General features: G+C 72.9%; 1 protein-coding gene. It reads right to left on the bottom strand.

Features of this window, described 5'->3' with window-relative positions; genetic code table 11:
- Positions 1-48 precede the first annotated feature (48 nt).
- A complete protein-coding gene (locus A612_RS10160) occupies positions 49-525 on the bottom strand; it encodes an SH3 domain-containing protein (RefSeq protein ID WP_019374384.1) in 477 nt (158 codons plus the stop codon).
- Positions 526-683 lie beyond the last annotated feature (158 nt).

The following is a 683-nucleotide window of genomic DNA, read 5'->3' as shown; positions in this document are numbered from 1 at the left end:
CCACGCGCCGCAGCCGCAGCGCGTGTTCGGCTGAGCGGCCGGCGGCGCCTACCAGCCCCAGGTCAGGCGCTTGGCGACCCAGCCGGTCTGGCCGCCGTCGCGGCGCACCTTGGCCCAGCTGCCCTGGCTGCCGACGGTGCGCACGATCTCGTGCTGCTCCAGCTTGCCGACGATGCGGCTGTTGGTGCTGGGCTTGGCGCGCAGGTTGGCAACGCGCGCCGTGACCAGGCGGTGCGGAGTGCGCTGCGTGAGCGGGGCAAACACCCAGCCCAGCGTGGCCTCGTGGTCGCGCACGCGCAGCCACTGGCCGCGGCGCTCGCGCACCTGCAGCGGATAGCCCTGGCCCAGCTCCCACAGCACGTCCGAGCGCGTGGTGGGTTGCTCGCGCACGTTGATGGTGGCGCCCTTGATGCTGACGAAATCAGCCGCCTGCGCGGCGGCAGGGGCCAGCGCGGGCACGGCCAGGGCCAGCGCGGCGGCGGAGGTGGACAACCAGCGAACGAGACGGGGCAGGGCAAAGGACACGGATCGGGGCTCCTTGGATGCTTGGATTCCAGTGGTTACAAGAATGGCAAACCTGGGTGGAGGCCCCGCGGCGCGGGAAGTTCCGGCCTGCATCCGTGTCCCGTCGGATGTGACCCTGCGGGCCATCGGCGGGACCGGCCGCGCGCGACGGCGCTGCC

Origin of the sequence: Melaminivora alkalimesophila (genome assembly GCF_000282995.1) — a bacterium.
Taxonomy (GTDB): Bacteria; Pseudomonadota; Gammaproteobacteria; order Burkholderiales; family Burkholderiaceae_C; genus Melaminivora; species Melaminivora alkalimesophila.
This window is presented reverse-complemented; position numbering and strand designations above follow the sequence as displayed.